Origin of the sequence: Sphingobacterium psychroaquaticum, assembly GCF_900177625.1 — a bacterium.
Classification (GTDB): Bacteria; Bacteroidota; Bacteroidia; order Sphingobacteriales; family Sphingobacteriaceae; genus Sphingobacterium; species Sphingobacterium psychroaquaticum.
The window spans coordinates 359,035-376,240 of the sequence record NZ_FXAU01000001.1; the positions used below are offsets into that span (position 1 = coordinate 359,035).

The 17,206-nt window shown below is 45.9% G+C and carries 9 protein-coding genes; 6 read left to right on the forward strand and 3 right to left on the reverse strand.

What is annotated here, in order from left to right:
* Positions 1 to 34 precede the first annotated feature (34 nt).
* Positions 35 to 445 (forward strand): Rrf2 family transcriptional regulator, encoded by a 411-nt coding sequence (locus B9Y69_RS01470; protein ID WP_085471240.1) that lies wholly within the window; start codon positions 35 to 37, stop codon positions 443 to 445.
* A gap of 309 nt (positions 446 to 754) precedes the next feature.
* Positions 755 to 1,597 (forward strand): SDR family oxidoreductase, encoded by an 843-nt coding sequence (locus B9Y69_RS01475; RefSeq protein WP_085471241.1) that lies wholly within the window; start codon positions 755 to 757, stop codon positions 1,595 to 1,597.
* A gap of 237 nt (positions 1,598 to 1,834) precedes the next feature.
* Here the strand turns inward: B9Y69_RS01475 and B9Y69_RS01480 are convergent, their stop codons facing one another.
* The 3 genes from B9Y69_RS01480 to B9Y69_RS19050 all read right to left on the reverse strand — a co-directional run bounded on the left by B9Y69_RS01480 (position 1,835) and on the right by B9Y69_RS19050 (position 7,902).
* Positions 1,835 to 3,121, reverse strand: a complete 1,287-nt coding sequence (locus B9Y69_RS01480) for an efflux RND transporter periplasmic adaptor subunit (protein ID WP_134433451.1) — start codon at positions 3,119 to 3,121, stop codon at positions 1,835 to 1,837.
* A gap of 6 nt (positions 3,122 to 3,127) precedes the next feature.
* Positions 3,128 to 7,480, reverse strand: coding sequence for a CusA/CzcA family heavy metal efflux RND transporter (locus B9Y69_RS01485; protein WP_085471956.1), 4,353 nt, complete (start codon positions 7,478 to 7,480; stop codon positions 3,128 to 3,130).
* Between the two features lie 83 nt (positions 7,481 to 7,563).
* Positions 7,564 to 7,902: a DUF6660 family protein gene (locus tag B9Y69_RS19050; protein WP_134433450.1), complete on the reverse strand. Its 339-nt coding sequence runs from the start codon at positions 7,900 to 7,902 to the stop codon at positions 7,564 to 7,566.
* 189 nt (positions 7,903 to 8,091) lie between these two features.
* Here B9Y69_RS19050 and B9Y69_RS01490 point away from each other — a divergent pair, with 189 nt between their 5' ends.
* The 4 genes from B9Y69_RS01490 (at position 8,092) to B9Y69_RS01505 (ending at position 17,143) form a co-directional block, all read left to right on the forward strand.
* Complete coding sequence (locus B9Y69_RS01490; RefSeq protein ID WP_085471242.1) at positions 8,092 to 9,153, forward strand: fatty acid desaturase family protein; 1,062 nt, start codon at positions 8,092 to 8,094, stop codon at positions 9,151 to 9,153.
* A 235-nt stretch (positions 9,154 to 9,388) separates the two neighbouring features.
* Positions 9,389 to 10,036 (forward strand): phage tail protein, encoded by a 648-nt coding sequence (locus B9Y69_RS01495; RefSeq protein ID WP_234991039.1) that lies wholly within the window; start codon positions 9,389 to 9,391, stop codon positions 10,034 to 10,036.
* A 3-nt stretch (positions 10,037 to 10,039) separates the two neighbouring features.
* A complete protein-coding gene (locus B9Y69_RS19255; RefSeq protein WP_085471243.1) occupies positions 10,040 to 11,134 on the forward strand; it encodes a phage tail protein in 1,095 nt (364 codons plus the stop codon).
* A gap of 9 nt (positions 11,135 to 11,143) precedes the next feature.
* The gene (locus B9Y69_RS01505; RefSeq protein WP_085471244.1) at positions 11,144 to 17,143 is read left to right on the forward strand and encodes an MBG domain-containing protein; all 6,000 of its coding nucleotides are present in this window, start codon (positions 11,144 to 11,146) and stop codon (positions 17,141 to 17,143) included.
* The last annotated feature ends 63 nt before the right edge of the window (positions 17,144 to 17,206 follow it).

Below are 17,206 nucleotides of genomic sequence, written 5' to 3' on the forward strand. Positions count from 1 at the left end.
TACATATTAAAATAGATTGTACATTTGTATCGAAATGAATAATACAAGATTTGCCACAGTTATACATATTTTAAGCTTATTGGATTGTAATCCGGAGGAATGGTTGAGTTCGGAGTGGATTGCAAACAGTATTAATATCAATGCTGTAATTGTTCGTAAAGAGCTGGGCATGTTGCAAGAGCAAGGTTTGGTTATCAGTAGAAAGGGAAAGGATGGGGGCTCGCAATTGGCGAAGCCTAGTACGGTAGTGATGTTGTCTGATATTTATGCATTGGTCAAAAATGCCGCAATCCTGGGAAAGAAAAATCAAAATCCCAATCCCAAATGTCCGGTCGGTAAGGAAATGAATAACAAATTGGATCTACTATCCACGGAGATGGATGCATTGGTGATGGAAAGTTTAAAAAACAAGTCTTTAGCAGATTTTTCAAAACAGTTTAGGTAATTTTTTTGTTTATTAATGTAACAAAAGTTATTACATATTAAGAGGGGAGTATAGTTTGTAGTTGTTAGTTCGTTGTTGGGTAGTTCGTGGTTTGTAGTTGTAGAGACACAAGATCTTGTGTCTAATAGTTGTTAGTTCGTTGTTTGTAGTTGGGTCGATAGTAGAGCCACAAACCCCGAAGGGCTCAGCGTAGCTAAATCTTGTGTCTAATAGTTGGGGCGTTGTTAGTTTGTAGGAAAATAATAGAAACTGTTTAACGTTTCGGGTTGAAAGTAAAATCATAAAAAAATAAATTAAAATTTTAAATAGATGAAAATAGGAATAACAGGAGCAACCGGTCAATTAGGACGTTTGGTTGTCGAAGGATTAAAAGGTAAAGTGGTCGCAACAGATTTAGTGGCTTTGGTTCGAAGCCCTGAGAATGCAACGGATCTTGGAATTGAAGCACGTACCTTTAATTATGATCAAGCAGATCTTTTGACGGATGCTTTAAGCGGGATTGATACTTTGTTGTTGATTTCGGGTAGTGAGGTTGGTGCACGGACACAGCAGCACGGAAATGTGATTCGGGCGGCGCAGTCTGCTGGTGTTACATGGATTGTATATACAAGTTTATTGCATGCAGATCAATCCGGTCTAAGCCTCGCTGCGGAGCATGTGGAGACCGAAGCGTTACTAAAAGCTTCCGGGGTACCGTATACGATTTTACGTAATGGTTGGTATACCGAGAATTATACCGGTTCTATTGCCAATGCAATTGCTGGAGGTGCCTTTGTGGGAAGTGCTGGCCATGGTCAGATTGCTTCGGCTGCGCGTGCCGATTACGCGGCTGCGGCGGTAGCCGTTTTGACAAGTGCGGGACACCAAGGCAAAACATATGAGCTTGCAGGCGATACGGCGTATACATTGACGGATCTAGCGGCTGAGGTGTCTAAACAGACAGGTAAGGATATTCCGTATATGAATTTACCGGAGCAAGAATATGCGAATCTGCTGATCTCTTTCGATGTACCCGCTCCATTGGCAGAAGCAATCGCCGGATGGGATAGTGGTGCTGCGAAAGGTGATTTATTTGATGATGGTAAAACACTATCTAAACTGATCGGCCGACCAACAACTCCTTTAGCAGACGTCGTACGAGCTGCGTTGTAAGATTGAGTGAGGTATAAGCGGAGGTGTCTAAAGGCTTTTTAGACGCCTCCGCTTGAATGAGTAGCGTTAGTTTGAATGGGAAAAGGTAAGATAAGTCCGAGCTAAAAGCCTGCCTGCGGTAGGCAGGCTCGAACTAGCGAAGTCACAATCTTGCTAGCGCGAGCCTTCGGCTCGTGTCCTTTTCTACAATCTACCAACTACAATCTACCAACTACGCTCTACCAACCATCAACCAAACTAATGGCTATGTCCAACTGTACCGGCCATTTTCGCGTGGATAAAGAATGCACCTTTGACCACAACTTTGGTATTTGGCGGCAGATCGGATACCGGTGTGATCGCCGTAAAGCCCAGATCGGAAACCCCTTTCAAGACCTCAATCTTCTCAAAGTTCACCGTATTGCCTTTAGCTTCGGCGGCATGGTTGTGCGCTTCCTTCTCCTCGGTTCCATGGTCGTGACCTTCATGTTCGTTTTCCGGTTCTTTGTTCGTCTGCACAAAAATATAGTACTTCCCGCCAGCCTCCACAACAGCTTCGTTTGGCAGGGCACTTCCTTTCACATCGTTGAGACTAATCGTTCCCATCGTATTCATCCCATCGATCAATCCACTTTTCGTACCCACTACGACACTATGTACGGCAATGGTCTTGCTTTCATTCTCAAAAGAAGCACCAATGCGAGATACTTTCGCGGTGTAGGTCTGCGTCGGATTATTCGTAATCGTAAAGTTGATCGTTTGTCCGATTTTGATCTTCGGCAAATCGCGCTCGAAGACATGCAGATCCAGGTGGATCATATCGTTGTCTACAATTTCAACAATAGGGGAAGAAACATCAACATAGCTACCAATTTTTGCAAAAATATTATTTACTATACCACTGATCGGACTGGTCACCACCAAGCTTGAACGGAGGGAAGTGGTGCTTACCGCCGCCGGATTCAATCCCATCAGTTGTATCTGCTGGCGGAGTGACGCCTGCTTGGTGCGTAATGTAGCGAGCTGTGCGGTGGCGGTCTGTAAATTCCGCTTGGTACCGGCGCTGCCTTCATTTAGCTCCTGTTGCCGCCTCAGTTCTTGTTCTGCCAGGACAATTTCACTGTTCGTGGTCAGGAAATCTTCTTGTAACTGAATAAACTGCGGATTGACGATCGTCGCGATGACCTGTCCTTTGCGGACATACGTTCCGGTTTCAATCGGAAGCGTCTTAATTACACCGCCGTAGAGTGAGGTCGCATTCGCGCGGTTATTGTTCGGTATCCGCAAGACACCATTCGCCCGAATTGCTGCGGTCAGATTCTTTTGGCTGATCTCACCGAGCGCAATACCTGCTGCTTTAATCTGCTCGGTTGTCAGTGTCGCCACGGTGGTCGCTTCAGCTCCTTCATGGTCATGGTCATCGGCTTCCACTTCAGTTTTGGTATCTGCAGGCGCTTCTTTTGTGCTGCGGTTACACGCGGTCAGGCTATAGGTGACCAGCACTACCGCAAGACCCAATCTAATTTTATATATAGAAAATAACATCGTTCTTTATTGATTAATCAGTGAATAAATGAGGACTACAGATGCATTGACCTCCTGAATACTGCGCAGGTAGTTTAAGTGTATATCGGTTGCTGTTTGCAAGGCGAAAAGGTATTCCACGTAGGAGATATCTCCTGCTTGGTATCCCAATTGGGCAGCGCCGATGATATCCCGTGCATTGGGTAAGGCTTGTTCCTTGAAATAGCGGTATTGCGCTACATTCTGCGTGTATTGGTTCATCGCATTTTGGAGTTCTGTGCGTAGCTGTTGCTGCTGCCATTGTGCCGATTGCACAGCGGCTTGTTGCTGGTAATCGAGCGCCCGTACACGTGCCTTGGTGGCACCAAACGTAAGCGGAATGGCGATTCCCACATCCACGTAGTTGAAGCGTTGTCCCCGGCCGTAGTATTTCTCGACGCCATTACGTTCATGTGGGCCAATCAAAGAGATATTATTATAGCCCAGCGTAAAGTCCGGCAAGCCACTTGCACGTTCCACCTTCTTGGTTTCTTCTGCTATTTTTGCTTCCTGATACCAAGCTTGAACCTGTGGATGCTGCTCCAGCACGGTGGTATCTACGACGGTGGTCAGCAACATGGGTTCATAAGCACCCGAGCTCACAACCTGAAAATCTGTCGGACTGCGTATCAACATCTTTAAGCTGTTGTATGCATTGTCGTGCAGCATCTTATTTTGCTGCAGCAGGAGGTTTATTTCACCGCGCTTTGCTTCCGCCGTGCTGATATCGACCTTTTTGGTATCACCCGCTTTATAGCGCAGTTGCGCGATCCGTGTAAAGTCGGTGTAGATGCTATCCAAGGTGTACAGTTCGCGTGCATTATGTTGTAGGTATTCCAACTGATAGAAATAGGAGCGTACCTCCTTTTGAAGTTCATTGACGGAGACAGCTTTTGCCCATTCCCGTGCTTTTACTTGGGCCTCATTCAAGCCCCGCTTCGCTTTAAAAATGGTCGGGAAGGGGATATTCTGTGCAATAGTAATCCCATCGTTAAACTCAAATCCTTCATTATTCCCCACTTGAATATTCACATCCATTTTAGGAAGCTCCCCGCTGGTCTTCCGTAAGGCTTCTGCGGCTTGAATCTCCAGGTTATTTACCCGTAGCTGCGGGTTATTTTGTATGGCAGTCTCGAGGGCACGCTGCAGTGTCATGCGTTCCTGTGCCTGCGTGGATAGAAGTCCGCTAAAAAAGAACAAGACCAGCAGCGTGCTCGGTATTACTTTCTTGCCCATGGGTTTAAATTTTGTGTAAAAAAATAAGTATAAGAGCGGCAACACAAAGAGCGTTAGGAAGGTCGCTGTAACTAAGCCGCCAATAACCACGGTGGCTAGTGGTTTCTGTACTTCAGCCCCTGCGCTGGTGCTTAATGCCATAGGTAGAAAGCCTAAGGAAGCGACGGTGGCAGTCATCAGGACCGGACGAAGTCGGATTTGTGTGCCCTGTTTTATACGTTCTAATATGTTGGTGACTCCTTCTTTTTCCAACTGGTTGAATTTACCTATCAGTACAATTCCATTCAGTACGGCGACCCCAAAGAGGGCAATAAAACCAATGCCTGCACTGATACTAAAAGGCATATCGCGCAACATCAATGCAAATATTCCACCGATGGCACTCATCGGTATGGCGGTAAAGATCAGGATAGCCTGCTTGATGGAGTGAAAGGTGAAATACAAAAGCAGGAAAATAAGAAGCAAGGACACGGGAACCGCAATCAGTAACCGTTGACTGGCTTGCTGTAGGTTTTCAAATTGCCCCCCATAGGTATAGTAGTATCCCGTTGGTAAGGGAACCTTGGCCGATAGTTGTTGTTGAATATCGTTGACGACACTCTGTACATCGCGGTCAGCGACATTGAAGCCCACGACAATACGCCTTTTGCCCGCCTCTCGGCTTATCTGTGCCGGACCGAGCTTCATATCGATGTCGGCAACCTGCGATAAAGGCACTTGTTGCCCATTGGCAACCGGAATCATCAGGTGGCTCACATCGTCTATGCTGCTGCGGAACGTGCTATCCAGACGTACCACGAGATCAAAGCGGCGTTCGTTTTCGTAGACGACACCGGTGCTGCGACCGGCAAAGGCTGTACTCACCATATCATTAACATCCTGTACCGTTAATCCATAGTTTGCCATACGCGTTCGGTCGTAAGTAATATTAATCTGGGGAAGTCCCGCAACCTGCTCGACCTGCGGTTGGGTAGCGCCCGGCGTCGATTGAACCACCGTAGCTACCTGCTGCGCATACATGGCCAGGGTATCCATATTTTCGCCAAAAATCTTAACCGCGACATCTTGACGAATACCCGTCATCAGTTCATTAAAACGCATCTGTATCGGCTGGTTCTTTTCAAAGAATACGCCCGGAATAACTTCCAGCTTCTCCATAATGGCATCCCCAAGCTCCGCATAGCTACGTCCCGATTTCCATTCTTTTTCGGGTTTCAGGATCACCATCATGTCCGTTGCTTCTGGCGGCATGGGATCGGTTGGCACTTCGGCCGATCCGGTCTTTCCGACCACCATCTTAACTTCATCGAATGATTTGATAATGCGGGATGCCTGCATGGAGGTCTCAATACTTTGACTGAGCGAGCTCCCTTGTGGCAGAATACAGTGAAAGGCATAGTCCCCCTCTTGCAGCTGCGGGATGAATTCGCCACCCATGCGCGAAAAGAAGAGCAAAGCAATGGCAAAGACAGCAACCGTGGTGGCCACCACCATATATTTAAACCGGATCGCTTTATCCAATAACGGTGCGTAGGCCGCATGAAGGCGATCCATCATCTTATCGCTAAATGTTTTCTTGGTATGACCGGTGCGTGGTAGGAACAAGGCGCACATCATTGGAATATAGGTTAATGACAGAATTAACGCGCCTAAAATGGCAAAACCGACGGTTTTGGCCATTGGGGTGAACATTTTTCCTTCGACACCCACCAGGGTTAAGATCGGAATATAAACAATCAGGATAATGATCTCCCCAAAGGCAGCCTGTGTCCGTATTTTGGAAGCCGAGTCAAAAACCTCTTGATCCATCTCCGCTTGGGATAGCCTATGTGTTGTTTTGCGCAAGCCCAGGTGATGTAAAGTTGCTTCGACGACAATGACTGCCCCATCCACAATCAAGCCGAAGTCGATCGCACCTAAGCTCATCAGATTGGCACTCACACCAAAGACATTCATTAAGCCTAAGGCGAATAGCAGGGAGAGGGGAATGGCAGAAGCCACAATTAAGCCTGCACGAAGATTACCCAAGAAGATCACCAACACAAAAACCACAATCAACGCCCCTTCAATGAGGTTTCGTTGGACCGTATTGATCGCGCGATCCACCAGATCAGTTCGGTCGAGGTATGCTTCGATGACCACATCCTTAGGGAGGGAGTTCTGAATGGTTGGCAGCTTTTCTTTAACGCGCTGGACAACCTCATTACTGTTTTCACCTTTCAGCATCATCACCACACCACCCACGGCATCCACTTCACCGTTATAGGTCAATGCACCATAGCGAACCGCACTACCAAAGCGTACTTCGGCAACATCCTTAATGAAGATGGGAACCGTTCCGCTGGTCTTTACGGGGATATTGCCGACATCCTCCAAGGAGGTAACCAGGCCGATACCTCGTATAAAGTAGGCATTTGGTTTTTTGTCGATATAGGCGCCTCCCGTATTTTGGTTATTCTGCTCTAAGGCCGTAAAGATCTCGGGAATACTGACACCCATGGCCAGCAGGCGCGTCGGATTTACCGCGACCTCATACTGCTTCAATTCGCCGCCAAAGCTATTTACTTCGGCAATGCCGGGCGTACCGTAGAGCTGTCGCGCTACGATCCAGTCCTGCATCTCGCGCAGGTCTTTCGCATTATATTTGTGTTCGCTCCCTTTCTTGGGGTGAATAATATATTGATATACCTCACCCAAACCGGTACTTACCGGTGCCATTTCTGGTGTTCCGATACCTTTCGGAATGTCCTCGTTGGCCTCTTGTAACCGCTCATTAATAAGCTGGCGGGCAAAATAAATATCGACACTTTCTTTAAAAACAACGGTAATAACAGAAAGACCGAAGCGGGAAATACTGCGTATCTCCTCGATATCCGGAATGTTTGCGATACTTTGTTCAATCGGAAAGGTCACGAGTTGCTCCACCTCTTGTCCGGCCAAAGTAGGGCAGGAGGTGAATATCTGCACCTGATTGTTCGTAATATCAGGTACGGCGTCTATCGGTAGCTTGGTTGCACTCCAAAGCCCCCAGACGATAAGCAATAGGGTCATTATACCAATAATAACCTTATTCTTTATGCTAAAATTTATGATTTTATCTAACACATTGAAAATGTTAATATCCAATAAAAAGAATCTGTTTTATACAGAACCTTTGTTTACATCCTTAGAAAATACAATCTCTTCTGTTAAACCCGGGGAGGCTGCCAGATGTTTTCTAAAATATTGGAAATTAAAGGGAACTTTTCACGGGTGATCTCCATCGGTAGGAAGGTCGTGAAAGGTTTTTCGACATGAATGGTTTGGAAATATATGGTGCTTAAGGTAATGCCACAGCAGGAGCAGCTGCAAAATGGAGAGCAGCTATCTTGTTTATGATCATGCGAACCTGTTTTTTCTGCTTGGTGGTTATGTTGTACCAACGAAGTTGCCGCCATCTGAGATGGAGGAACCAGGTCATTATCGGTGCACGGCATCAGCGTAAGCGCCAATACATAGACCAGTAATATCGTTGATAACCATTTCATTGTTATACAATGGTACGAAATAATACCCTAAAAAACGAGGTCAATTCGAATTTTTAAGCTTCTCTTTAACAATTGCTTAACGTTTATTTTTCGGAGTTTACTGATTTTAAACCGTATCTTCGACAAAATTATTAACAGTTAATTGTACGAAAAGCTAAGCAACGCTATTCCCTTCTCTGAACAAGTAAAATGAGTAAATCTATTAAATTTGACAATGCTAATGCGTTGTTTTCCAAATCGCTAAAGCTTCGGATTAACGATTATTTCAGTCATACTTTTCAAAAGAAAACGGGAAATAGACGGATTTTTATCAAGGCGACGGTGCTATTGAGCACCTTTATTGCACTCTATATAGCGTTGGTGTTCTTGCCATTGCATTGGGCAATCCATATCGTTCTATGCATGTTGTTTGGTGTTAACCTCGCCGCAATCGGTTTTAATATTATGCATGATGCGGGGCATAATTCCTTTTCGAGCAACAAAAACATGAATACCGTCCTTTCGTACACCTTAAATCTGCTGGGCGGAAATATTTATTTCTGGAAACTAAAGCATAATATTGCGCATCATACTTATACCAATATTGATGGCGAAGATCATGATATCGAGGTGAAGTTTATGCGTATACATCACGATCAGCTACTCAAAAAGCACCACCGTTATCAACCCATTTATTTTATTTTGTTGTATGGGGTGTCGTATCTGGCCTGGATTTTTTACCAGGATTATGAGAAATACTTCCGCCAAAAGATGGGGGGGAGCTCGGATACTTTTCATTTCCCGCTGCGGGAGAAAGTGATCTTTTGGACGAGTAAAATTTTACATTTTGTTTTGTTTATTGTTATTCCCGTGCTGTTTGTTGGTTGGTTACCTACATTGATCGGTTTGCTTATTGCAGGGGTGGTTTGTGGGATTAGCCTGGCGACTGTTTTCCAGTTGGCGCATGTGGTGACGGAAACCGAATTTAAAACGATCGAAGGAGCCAAAGTAGAAGAAGAATGGATGGTGCACCAGATCCAGTCGACGGCTAACTTTGCCACGAAAAGTAAAGTGCTGACCTGGATATTGGGGGGGCTGAACTTTCAAGTAGAGCATCACTTGTTCCCTAAAATAAGCCATGTGCATTATCCTGCTTTAAATCGTATTGTCCAGCAAACATGCCGCGAACATAATATCCCTTACGTGGAGTTTTCTACCTTCTGGAAGGCTTTCCAATCGCATGTTAAAGTGATTCAGTTGATGTCTAAATAGCTGGTTTTTATTATTTCCTTTTACAACATTTATTTGAATTATACGAGCTGTAAATCAACCTGTTATAAAAGTGTCCCCTTTTTGTCCCCTTTTTTCTCTTGGTATTGTCCCCTCTCTTTGCGTTATTTTGATTAACCGTTGTTAAGATTAACCAAAAACACTGGAAACTGACATACCCATATGTCAGCGAATGTGCTGTTAATGGCGGTTTACTACAACACCGAATTAACAGACTATGGATAATAATAATCGTAGAGATTTTTTAAAGAACAGTGGTTTACTGCTGGGTAGTTTACTGCTGTCAGGAAGAGCGATGGGAAGCCTAGGTGCCGACGGTACCTTTGGCGGAACGGAACCTTATATGGGAGAGATTTGTCTTTTTCCGTATGCCTTTGCGCCGAAAGGTTGGGCTCCGTGTAATGGACAAATATTAAATATTTCAACAAATACGGCTTTGTTTTCGCTATTAGGTACTATGTATGGCGGGGACGGCCGAACCACTTTTGGCTTACCGGATCTCCGCGGACGGGTGCCGATAGGCTGGGTTCCCGGAGGATCTTATCCCCAAGGGCAGCCTGGGGGGGAGGTTGCGCATACCTTGACGATGCAGGAAATGCCTATGCACAACCATGGTGGACAGCTGACTATACAGGAGCAAGTTGGGGACGTTGCAAATCAAAGCTCCCCGATCAATAATTATCCCGCAACGAACCCACAGTATAACAATCGTTTTTCATCGACCAAGGACGAAGTGATGCAGGAATACCCGCTTGATGTGAACGCCTCTTTGCAAGGTGGGAATCAGGCTCACAATAATATGCAGCCTTTTTTAACACTTAATTTTTGTATTGCACTTACCGGTATATATCCCCCAAGATCATAAGTTATGGAACCTTTTGTTGGAGAAATAAGAATATTTGGGTGCAATTATGCACCTATAGGTTGGGCGTTTTGTAATGGTGCGATATTACCTGTACAAGCGTATTCAACATTGTCTGCTGTTATTGGAACACGATTTGGAGGCGATGGAACGACTACCGTAGGACTTCCTAGTATGAATGGGAATGCGCCAATAGGTAGGGGTCAGGGTCCTGGCTTAAGTCCTCGGAATGTGGGGGATAAAGTAGGTCTATCGAATGTGACTTTAGGGCTTAATGAAATACCTGCGCATCAACATACCTTTGAAGGAAAAGCAAATGTGGCGACGGCTGCCAATACGGCGAGCCCCGCACAGAGCTATGTAGCAGAAGCAACGGGTAAAGAGTTGTATACCAGTGTTCCAAAATCTGGAGCAACAGAGCATATTGTACTTGCTCCAGCCGGAGGTACACAGCCTCATAATAATATGCAACCTTATTTGGCGATGAACTTCTGTATTGCTACCGAAGGTATATTTCCTGTAAGAGGAGATGGAGGCTCTCCTGTTGAGGCTTATGTTGGTGAGATAAAGATGTTTGCCGGCGATTATGCTCCGATGGGTTGGGCTTTTTGTGATGGAAAAGAGATGAGCATCAGTGAAAATGAGACTTTGTATACGTTGCTGGGGACCACCTTTGGCGGAAATGGTCAAACGACTTTTATGTTACCTGATCTTCGTGGGCGTCTGCCTATTGGACTGGGGCAAAGTCCGGGACAACCTAATTATACGTTGGGACAAAGGGCTGGAGCAGAAACGACCACCATACTGTCAACACAATTGCCGACGCATACACATTTGACACCCGAGTCAGCAGGGGGCAAGAGAATAAAATATGGAAATGCGAGTGCTTCGGGAGATTCCGGTAGCCCTTTGGGGCGCCATGCGGCCATTGTACCGGGGTTAAAACAGTATGGTAAGACCGCATCAACAAATAAAACAGGCGCGTTCACAAAGGGGGTAACGGCTCTTGCGGGCGCAACTTTGCCACATGAGAATATGCAACCTTCTCTCGCGGTTAGTTTTATTATATGCCTTTACGGCATTTTTCCTTCCCAGTTTTAATTTCCGATCATGATCCAGAGCAATACAATATATCGTCTTTTTTGCAGTGGCTTGCTTCTTATGCTGCTGCTTGTAAAGACGGGCACTAGTTATGCCCAATGCACGGATGATTACGGTGTACTCGCTTTTACGGGGTACCAAATCGCCGATGCGGGCAATCCGCAAGGGCAGCAAGATCAATTTTCTTTTATCCTGTTGGAATACCTACCTGCGAATACATCTATTTTCTTTACGGACTTTGGTTTGACGGATGTAGGGCAGACCATTTTCCAGACCGTTGCGCAATCGCCCACTGATGGGATTTTGGAATGGAAATCCACAACGCCATTAGAAGGTGGTACCTTGGTGGTGGTCAAGGTCGGAGACAAAACGGCGACGCATGGAGCGGTAACCGAGACGCTGGGGAGTTTTAATTTCGGTATCGGCGGGGATCAGTTGTTTGCGTATAAAATGGTAAGTGGAGCAAAAAAACTCCAAGCAGCTTTGTTACTAAATAAAGATGCCTGGAACCTTAGTATGCCCGCTGTGTCTTCTTCGGCCTCCTTGAATCCAAATCTGCCCCCTGGTTTTAAGCAATCAAAGATGATAAGTTCTCCCGATGAGGACGCGTATCAGGCACGTATGAATGTGGGGTTAGCGGTGATGGGCTCACGGCAGACCTTGCGTCAGCAGGTGTTTAACCATCCGCTTACTGTTTTTAACGATATCTATAGCAATTTGGCTCAGTTGGAACAACTGGCGGTTGCTTGGAATGTTGATGCACCGACCAAGTCGGCTATCGTGAAGAATGGTATCATCTTATCCATAACATCGGATGCCTGTTATTACCAATGGCAGGAAAGTGCGAATGGTGTAGATTTCGTGGATATAGGTCAGGCAACCACTTCGACGATGGTGACGAATGCGAGTTACAGTTCACCGCGCTGGTTCCGCGTACGGCTAAGTGGCGCCAAAACGGTATATACGGATGCGATTCGTCTCGGTCCACAAAACCTAACCTTGACCGCAAGTGCAGGTACAACAAGTTATATGACAAACGCAGAAACACCGGGCGCAGCCGTGCCTATCGATCCGGCATTATCGATCGTGCGTTTAGAACCAGAAGGTCTTTCCAGCGCGAAAGTAGCTATCACAGGTAATTTACAAATGGCGCAAGATGTCTTGTCCTTCACGAACAATCCGGCGACGATGGGGAATATAACGGCAAGCTTTAACGCTAGTACGGGTGAAATGAAACTTACCTCTAACGGCGCAACAGCTATACCGGAACAATGGCAGCGCGCATTGCAGTCAGTGACATATAGCAATTCGAGTAGTGCACCAACTTTAGCAACGCGCACTGTATCTTTTACCCTTACAGGGGAAGCGGAAACCAGTAATACCGTTACCAAGCAGGTGAGTGTGACCAAAATAAATACCGCGCCGATAGCGAATAGTGATGCTTATACTGTTAATGAAGACTCGCAGTTGACGGTCGCTGCACCAGGGATTTTGGTGAACGATACCGACGCGGATGGCGATGCATTGACGGCCGTTTTGGTTGTGGGGCCTTCGTCTGGAACGTTGACATTAAGTGCAAATGGTTCGTTTACGTATACACCGGTACCAAATTTCAACGGAACGGATAGTTTTACCTATAAGGCCAATGACGGTACGTCGGACAGCAATATAGCAACGGTTTCTATTTCAGTAACGGCGGTGAATGATGCACCTACAGTTACGGTTCCGTCAACGATAACGGTTAAGCAACATGTTGCGACCACGATAACGGGGATTTCGTTTGCTGATATCGATGCTGGAGCAGCGCCTGTAACGGCGACTTTTTCAATACCTTCGGGCTCGTTGAATGCAACTACGGGATCCGGGGTAACGGTTAGTTCGCAAACACAAACGAATACCATAACCTTAACGGGAAGTATTGTAGATATCAATACATTTATCGCTATGGGGCGTTTGACATTGACTGTTACAGGGATTGTGTCCCAACAGATGACCGTCAATGTGAACGATAATGGTAATACAGGTAGCGGTGGAGCTAAAAATGCTAGTACGTCGTTTCCGATTATCGTAACACCAGCTACCAACCCGAAAGTTACGAATGTAAGTTCTCCTATGGCTAACGTTGCATATGGCACGGGTAGTGCGATTTCAATAGACGTTACATTTGATCAACCCGTTACCGTAACAACAGGCGGAGGATCACCTACACTTTTACTGGAAACGGGCGTGAACGATCAAAAGGCAGTTTACTTCTCAGGTAGTGGAACATCCACGCTGACATTTACCTATGTCGTACAAGCGGGGGATGTGTCGTCAGATTTAGATTATAAATCAACATCAGCGCTGGAATTAAATGACAGTAGGATTAAAAATGGTTTGACAGAGGATGCCCTATTAACCTTACCGACACCTGGAGCATCGGGCTCGCTGGGCGCAAATAAGAACTTGGTGATCGATGGCGTAGCACCAACGGGTACGATCTTAATTAACAATGGTGCGTTGTATACAAATCATCGGGCAGTCACCTTGAGCCTGACCTCCAATAAGAGCAATACGCAGATTCGGTTTTCAAATGATGGTGTAAGCTGGAGCGGATGGGAGACATTCAGTGTTTCGAGATCGTGGATCTTACTAGAAGGAGATGGTGCAAAAACCGTTTCGGCCCAATTAAGGGATGCGGTAGGGAACGTAAGTACTACCCTGCATGATAATATTGTCGTGGATACGCAACCTCCTGTAGTTTTAGGTGTTACGAATGGGGAATTGTATAATACAAATAGAACAATTACCTATGACGAAGGTAATGCTACTTTGAATGGAGCGAACTTTACATCAGGAACGATTGTTTCGGCAGAAGGGTCTTATACGTTGGTTGTAACGGATGCGGCTGGTAATACAACAATTGTTTCTTTTACCATCGATAAAACAGCTCCTGTAGTGACTGCTGTAAGTGTGCCAGCCAATGGCTACTATAAGACAAACGATGTGCTGACTTTCGAGCTAACGATGAGTGAACCGGTACATGTTTTAGGGCAGGTTGACCATCCACATTATATTCCGATTACCATCGGTTCTGCTATGGTAAAGGCTACGTATGTACGAAATAACAACAGAACGCTTACATTTCAGTATGTTGTAAAACAAGGTGATACCGATTTGGATGGTATTACGCTAGGTAGAGAGGTGGTTATTGAACGGGGCTCCATCACCGATGCAGCCGGTAATAGTATGTTGTTAACCTTAAACAATGTTGCCTCCACGACAGGCGTCAGGGTTTCAACTATTCCACCAACAGTTACGCTTACAACAAGTATTGGTATAACGAATAAACCATTTATTGTGACTGCGACATTTTCTGAAGCTGTAGTAGGTCTGTCAGTGGGTGATTTATCTGTTTTAAATACAACGGTTTCTAATCTTTCTACGACTGACAATATTACCTATACTTTCTTACTTTCGCCTGCTCGTGAAGGCGAGTTTACGATATACCTACCTGCAGGTTCTGTACAAAATATAGGAGGGAATGATAATGTGCGGTCGAATACACTGCGTGTAATATACGACCAAACTCCACCGGCTCAACCGACAGGTTTTCAGGCGAAAGGAGGGAATGGACAAGCGGTGCTGCAGTGGAATAAAAATATGGAAGTCGATTTAAAGGGCTACCGATTGACGGCGAAGAAAGCGGGTGAACCCGAACAACTGGTTGCCACCTTAACGGAAAGTGAGACCAGCTATACCCATACAGGATTAACCAATGGTATGACGTATACATACTTCTTGCGTGCGGTTGATGTAGTCGACAATGAGGGACCGTATGCGAGCGCTACGGCGACAACACAAGGAGAGCAAACCATCACATTCGATCCATTGAACACCGTGTCGTATGGTATGGCGGATCTTGTTTTGACGGCGGTGTCGACTTCTGGACTGCCGGTCGTGTATGCGTCTTCGAATAATTTGATCGCCGAGCCGTATATCGATGTCGCAGACGGAAATAAGTGGAAACTTAAGATTAAGGGGGCTGGAAATGCCTTGATTACGGCTCGACAAGCAGGAGATGCTGCTTACCTGGCCGCGCCAGATGTTGTTCGTGGAATTGATGTGACTAAAGCACCGTTGAACGTGATTGCCAATGATATAACCAAAGTTTATGGAGCGATGGTGCCAGTGTTGACCGCCCGTTATGATGGTTTTGTTAACGGTGATGCTGCTGCTGATTTGCTTTCGACTCCTGTATTGACAACGGTTGCAGTAGCGGGTTCGTCTGTCGGAACATACCCAATACTAGTGTCTGGAGTGACGTCAAATAACTATACCATCACGCATAAAGCAGGTGCTATTGTTGTTACGCCTGCCGTGTTAGTGGTAGACGCTAATGCAAGTAACAAGGTATATGGCGCGAATGATCCTGTATTTACCTACACCGTCAGCGGTTTTGTAAATAATGAAGATAAATCAGTGTTGACGGGCGTGTTAGGTCGAGCTGCCGGACAAGAGGACGTTGGGGTGTATGCGATTACACGCAATACCCTGAACGCCGCAAATTATACCCTTGATTATACTGGAAATAATCTTTCGATTACTCCTGCACTATTAACCGTTACCGCAAAGGATGAAACTAAGGTGTTTGGAACGATGGATCCGGCTTGGATATATGATGTCGATGGGTTACAATTTAATGACACCGATCATGTGGTTTCGGGAACATTAACACGTGAGCCGGGTGAAGAGGTTGGCAGTTATGCTATTCTAGGAGCTAACCTAGCGACGAATGCGAACTATACCTTGAAATATATGCCGGGTGTATTCGAGATTACGAAAGCGACCCTAACGGGCTTAAGTCTGAACGATGCAAGCTTTACATACGATGGTTCCGCGAAGTCATTGCTACTGCAAGAGACGCTGCCGCAAGGTACTTCGGTAAGCTATGTTGGCAATGCTAAAACGGATGCGGGAATCTATGAGGTTACTGCTACGGTAGATGGTGGTGTGAATTACATCGGCCAGACGCATAAGGCTACGATGACTGTGGAGAAAGCGACGTTGACGGGCTTAAGTCTGAACGATGCAAGCTTTACATACGATGGTTCCGCGAAGTCATTACTACTGCAAGGGACGTTGCCGCAAGGTACTTCGGTAAGCTATGTTGGCAATGCGAAAACGGATGCAGGAACCTATGAGGTTACTGCTACGGTAGATGGCGGTGTGAATTACGTCGGACAAACGCTGAAAGCGAAGCTAACGATTACGAAAGCGACCCTAACGGGCTTAAGTCTGAAAGATGCAGGCTTTACATACGACGGTTCCGCGAAGTCATTAGTACTGCAAGGGACGTTGCCGCAAGGTACTTCGGTAAGTTATGTTGGCAATGCGAAAACGGATGCGGGAACCTATGAGGTTACTGCTACGGTAGATGGCGGTGTGAATTACGTCGGACAAACGCTGAAAGCGAAGCTAACGATTACGAAAGCGAAACAACAAATCACATTTACTGCGCCAGCGGTACTTGGCCGTGATGCTGGTACGGTACCAATGGATGTAAAAGCAAGTAGCGGTTTACCGGTACAGCTAACGATAGACGAACCTATGGTCGCCCGAATTAATGGGTTGAATCTAGAGGTATTACGCTTGGGGACGGTCGTAGTAACAGCAACGCAGTCGGGGGATGCCAACTTTGAGGCAGCAGCGCCAGTGTCGGTAACGGTCCGCGTGAAGAACAGTGCCGATGCACCACTTCCAATTCGTGTACACCAGGCGGTGTCTCCGAATGGAGATGGAATCAATGAGTTCTTGATGATCGAGGGAATCCAGGATTATCCGGAAAACAAGGTGACGATCTTCGATAAATCTGGAAAGGTATTGAAAGTAATCGAGCGCTACGACAATCGGGAGAATGTGTTTACCGCCGACCATGTGATTGATGGTACATATTACTATTACCTCGATATCAAAGATGATAATGGGCAATGGAAACGGGATAAGGGTTACTTTGTAGTGAAACGGTGATTTTAGTACAGAGTAGGGAGTACAGCGTAAAGTTCTTCGTACTCCCTACTTTCTAGTTCGTAC

Excerpts from the sequence above, each read along its gene's own strand:
- B9Y69_RS19050 (WP_134433450.1), bottom strand. The coding sequence starts at position 7,902 with ATGAAATGGTTATCAACGATATTACTGGTCTATGTATTGGCGCTTACG.
- B9Y69_RS01480 (WP_134433451.1), bottom strand. The coding sequence starts at position 3,121 with ATGTTATTTTCTATATATAAAATTAGATTGGGTCTTGCGGTAGTGCTG.
- B9Y69_RS01475 (WP_085471241.1), top strand. The coding sequence starts at position 755 with ATGAAAATAGGAATAACAGGAGCAACCGGTCAATTAGGACGTTTGGTT.
- B9Y69_RS01495 (WP_234991039.1), top strand. The coding sequence starts at position 9,389 with ATGGATAATAATAATCGTAGAGATTTTTTAAAGAACAGTGGTTTACTG.
- B9Y69_RS19255 (WP_085471243.1), top strand. The coding sequence starts at position 10,040 with ATGGAACCTTTTGTTGGAGAAATAAGAATATTTGGGTGCAATTATGCA.
- B9Y69_RS01490 (WP_085471242.1), top strand. The coding sequence starts at position 8,092 with ATGAGTAAATCTATTAAATTTGACAATGCTAATGCGTTGTTTTCCAAA.
- B9Y69_RS01505 (WP_085471244.1), top strand. The coding sequence starts at position 11,144 with ATGATCCAGAGCAATACAATATATCGTCTTTTTTGCAGTGGCTTGCTT.
- B9Y69_RS01470 (WP_085471240.1), top strand. The coding sequence starts at position 35 with ATGAATAATACAAGATTTGCCACAGTTATACATATTTTAAGCTTATTG.